Origin of the sequence: Sphingobium scionense (assembly GCF_014197035.1) — a bacterium.
In the GTDB taxonomy this organism is placed as follows: Bacteria; Pseudomonadota; Alphaproteobacteria; order Sphingomonadales; family Sphingomonadaceae; genus Sphingobium; species Sphingobium scionense.
On sequence record NZ_JACIEU010000074.1, the window covers coordinates 1 to 4,318 of the forward strand.

At 65.0% G+C, this 4,318-nt stretch carries 3 protein-coding genes; 2 read left to right on the forward strand and 1 reads right to left on the reverse strand.

What is annotated here, in order from left to right:
* Positions 1-177 precede the first annotated feature (177 nt).
* Entirely contained in the window at positions 178-879 is a 702-nt protein-coding gene (locus tag GGQ90_RS28670) for a glutamine amidotransferase (protein ID WP_188084629.1), read from the reverse strand.
* A gap of 114 nt (positions 880-993) precedes the next feature.
* On the opposite strand from GGQ90_RS28670, the gene GGQ90_RS28675 reads away from it, so the two are divergent.
* Positions 994-3,321, forward strand: a complete 2,328-nt coding sequence (locus tag GGQ90_RS28675; protein ID WP_188084630.1) for a GH92 family glycosyl hydrolase — start codon at positions 994-996, stop codon at positions 3,319-3,321.
* The gene (locus GGQ90_RS28680) at positions 3,318-3,668 is read left to right on the forward strand and encodes a low molecular weight protein tyrosine phosphatase family protein (protein ID WP_188084631.1); all 351 of its coding nucleotides are present in this window, start codon (positions 3,318-3,320) and stop codon (positions 3,666-3,668) included. Before GGQ90_RS28675 ends, GGQ90_RS28680 begins: the two co-directional genes overlap by 4 nt.
* Positions 3,669-4,318 lie beyond the last annotated feature (650 nt).

The following is a 4,318-nucleotide window of genomic DNA, read 5'->3' on the forward strand; positions in this document are numbered from 1 at the left end:
GGCTGGCCGTGTAATAGATCCGACGACGCTGCTTCATCGCGACACTCCATCTTCCTCAAAAGATTAAAGTGTTGCCGTCACCCGTTGAACCCACCCACGTTCGCAGACATTCCGAACTTGCCCATGCCGCCCAGTCAGACAGCCCCTCCACGCTCGCAGCAAACGGCGGTCAGCGCTTTACGCCCTGATCCCCGCCAGCCATTCGCCGATCATCGCCCGGCCCGCCGCCACCGCGCTCGGCCCATGATCGTCATGATCCTGGCGCAGCGCGACGCCGCATTGTCCAGCCACGTCCAGATCGGCCCAGAAATGGGTCAGCCAATCCGCAAAACGCGGATCCTCGCCCATTTCGGCGTGGAATTGCAGCGCCAGCAGATTGGCCCCGCGCCGGAACGCCTGATGCGCATAGCGATCGGTCGAACCCAGCAGTTCGACCTGATCGGGCAGGTCGAACGTGTCGCTATGCCAGTGCAGCACCGGCACCCCGTCGATATGGCGCAGCGGCGACCCCGCCCCCGCCGCGTTGACGCTGACCGGGGCAAAGCCCAGTTCCATATGCCCGCCCGGATACACCCGCGCGCCCAGCGCCGCCGCGATCATCTGGCTGCCCAGGCACACGCCCAGCGTCGGCCGGTCCGCCGCCAGCCGCGCGGAAAGCTTGCCGATCTGCACCGGGATCCAGGGATGCACATCCTGCTCATAGACGCCCATCGGCCCGCCCATCATGATGAGCAGGTCCGGCTCGGTCAGGTCGATATCGGCGAAATCGGGGCTGGCCACATCGATCCGCTCGATCTGATAGCCGGCCGCCTCGATCGGCTGGAGATAGCCTGCCGCACCCTCGCGCGGCACATGTCGGACGATCAACGCTCTTTTCATTACCCCAATAGCTAGCCAGCCAATCCGGCCGACGCCAGCCCAGCCTTTCTTGGGGACAGAAAATTGCCGCTATCGGCTTGGCCCGGCCGCCCGCCCGTGATTTAACCCAGCGCCATGATCCTGACCCGCATCGCTCGCCCTTTCCTGCTGGCCACGTTGCTCGCCGGCACCGCCCTCTCCGCCCAGACCAGCGAAGCGCCTTCCGCGCCGGTCGATGCGGTCGATCCCTTCATCGGCACCTCGGGCGAAGGTCACACCTTCCCCGGCGCCGTAGCCCCCTTCGGCATGGTGCAACTCTCGCCCGACACCCATGTCGGCCCGGCGCGCCAGACCTATGCCTGGGCCGCCGGCTATCGCCACGAAGACCCGGTGATCCTTGGCTTTTCCCACACCCATTTCTCGGGCGCGGGCCATAGCGACCTGGGCGATTTCCTGGTGATGCCGGTCAGCGGCGACAGCGTCCCGCTGGAGGCCGGCAACGACAAGACGCCCGGCTTCCGCTCGCACAAGGCCGATGAGGTCGCCTCGGCCGGCTATTATGCCGTCACCCTGACCGATCCGGGCGTGCGCGCGGAAATGACGGCCGGCACGCGCGTCGGCGTCCACCGCTATGCCTTCCCCACCGGCAAGGCCGCGCATCTGGTGCTCGACCTGCGCTCGATCATCTATGATTATCCCGGCAAGATCCTCTGGTCCTCGATCCGCATCCGCCCCGACGGCACGATTACCGGATCACGCGAGGTGCGCGGCTGGGCCACGCCCCGGCGCATCTTCTTCGCCATCCGCTTTTCCGCGCCGCTGACCGGCCACCAGTTCGTCAGCACCGAGAAGGATATTCTCTACAAGGGCTTCAAAGGCCCCGGTCGCGGCCCCGAAACGCTGGATTCCCTGTCCGGCCGCGCGCTGGTGGCGCAGCTAGACTTCGGCCCGCTGACGAAACCGCTCGAGGCGAAGGTCGCCCTGTCGGGCGTGGACGAGGATGGCGCCATCGCCAACCTCGCCAGCGAGCCGGGCGACTTCGATGCGATCCGGGCCAAGACCCGCACCGCCTGGAACGATGCGCTGGGCGCGGTGAAGATCGACGCGCCCAAAGCGATGCGCACCAATGTCTACACCGCCCTCTATCACAGCCTGATGGCGCCCGGCGCCTGGAGCGATGCCGACGGCCGCTGGCGCGGACCGGATGACCAGGTCCATGCCGGAACCGGCTTCACCATGTACTCCACCTTCTCGCTGTGGGACACGTTCCGTGCCGAACATCCGCTGCTGACGCTGATCCAGCCCGAAGCGAAGAATGCCGATTTCGTGAACTCGCTGGTCGCAGGGCAAAAGACCAGCCCGTTCGGCATCCTCCCCGTCTGGCAGTTCGGCGGCAAGGAAACCTGGACGATGATCGGCTATCATGCCGTCCCGGTCATCGCCGACGCCTGCCTGAAAGGGATCAGGGGCATCGATTGCGCCGGCGCGCTCAAGGCCATGGTCGCCAGCGCCGACTATGCCCCCTATGGCGGCCTCGGCGACTATATGAAGCTCGGCTATGTCCCCATCGACCGCGAGCCCGAAGCGGCCTCCAAGACGGTCGAATATGCCTATGACGACTGGACCATCGCCCGCCTCGCCCGCCAGCTGGGCGACACCGCCACGGCCCAGCGCTTCGAGAAGCGTGCCCGGAACTGGCGCAACAGCTTCGACGCGAAGACCGGCTTCCTGCGCGCGCGCAAGGCGGACGGCAGCTTCCGCACCCCCTTCGATCCGACCGCGATCAACTATGGCAGCGACTATACGGAGGGGAATGCCTGGCAATATAGCTGGTTCATGCCGCACGATCAGGGCGGCCTGTTCCGCCTGCTGGGCGGCGACGCGAAGACCGTCGCCAAGCTCGACGCCATGTTCGACTATGACAATAGCAAGATCGACTATAGCCATGCCGAGGATATTTCCGGCCTGATCGGCCAATATATCCATGGCAACGAGCCCAGCCACCATGTCGCCTATCTCTACAGCTATGCCGGCCAGCCCTGGCGCACGCAGGAGCGCTTGAAGCAGATCGTCGACAGCCAGTATAAGCCCACGGCCGAGGGCCTGGCCGGCAATGACGATCTGGGCCAGATGTCGGCCTGGCTGGTCTTCACCGCCTTGGGCTTCTATCCCGTCGCGCCGGGCAGCAACGAATATGTGATCGGCCGCCCCTTCGTCAACCGCGCCGACATGGCATTGCCGAACGGGCAGCGCTTCACCGTGATTGCCGACGGCCTGTCGGACAGCAACCGCTACATCGGCAAGGTGACGCTGAACGGCAAGCCGCTCGACCGGGGCTATATCACCGACGCGGAACTGCGCGCCGGCGGCGAATTGCGCTTCACCATGCAGGCCAACCCCAACAAGACATGGGCCACCGGCGTGAAGGCCCGCCCCTTTTCCATGACCGGCTACGGCAAGTGAGGGAGCGGGACCGGCATTATCTCTTCGTCTGCAGCCAGAACAAGCTGCGCAGCCCCACCGCCGAACAGATTTTCGCCGACCATCCGGGCATCGAAACCCTGTCGGCGGGCACCAACCATGATGCGGAAACGCCGCTGGACGATGAGATGCTGCGCTGGGCCGACACCATCTTCGTGATGGAAAAGACCCATCGCGCCAAGATCCAGCAGCGCTTCCGCGCCGCCCTTGGCGGCACAAGGATCATCTGCCTCGACATCCCCGACGACTACGCCTTCATGGCCCCGGACCTGATCGCCCTGCTGCAGGCAAGAATGGCCCGCTTCCTGCCACCCGCCCCTTCCGTGTGATCGCCCTGCCGAGCCGAATGGCAAAGATATGGAGAAGAGCTAGTCGACGGCGGGATGACGTGCCCCGGCGCCAGCCTGCGCATCCTTCGCTCGGGTGACGCATTGAGGTGGGAAGAAAGCATTCCTCCCCGACACGGGGAGGGGGGACCACTCGCACAGCGAGTGGTGGAGGGGCACAGGCCCAAGAGCGCAGCATTTGTAGCCACCTGCCCTTCCGTCAGGTGCGTACCGGGAAGGGATGCCCGCAATTGGTCGCTCCGGCCGGGCAGCTTTTCCACCCAAGAGTGGACCAACCGCTATCGGGAAGGCTTGGCGCCGATCGGCCCAGTGAACGGCGATCAAGGGTGGTTAGGGGATTGTCCGGTTTGGAGGAGATAATTGACCATAGCTGATGCTGCGCGAAGAAGAATCGTTCGGCAACAATCGCCCCACAGTGGACGTCAAGCCCGGCGTGGCGCTAGGTCGAAGCACATCAGCGAAGAGGCCTCCGCCAAGAAAGTGCATCGGGGCGTAAGGGCATCGGGGACGGCATCGCCGAACGCGACGGTAAAGCTGTGGGACTGTCAGGATTTCCGTGTGCGGCCGGGCGGTTGATCATCAGGCCGCCATGGCTCTGATGAAACGTTCGCCGAAGATCACGGCAAATTGCG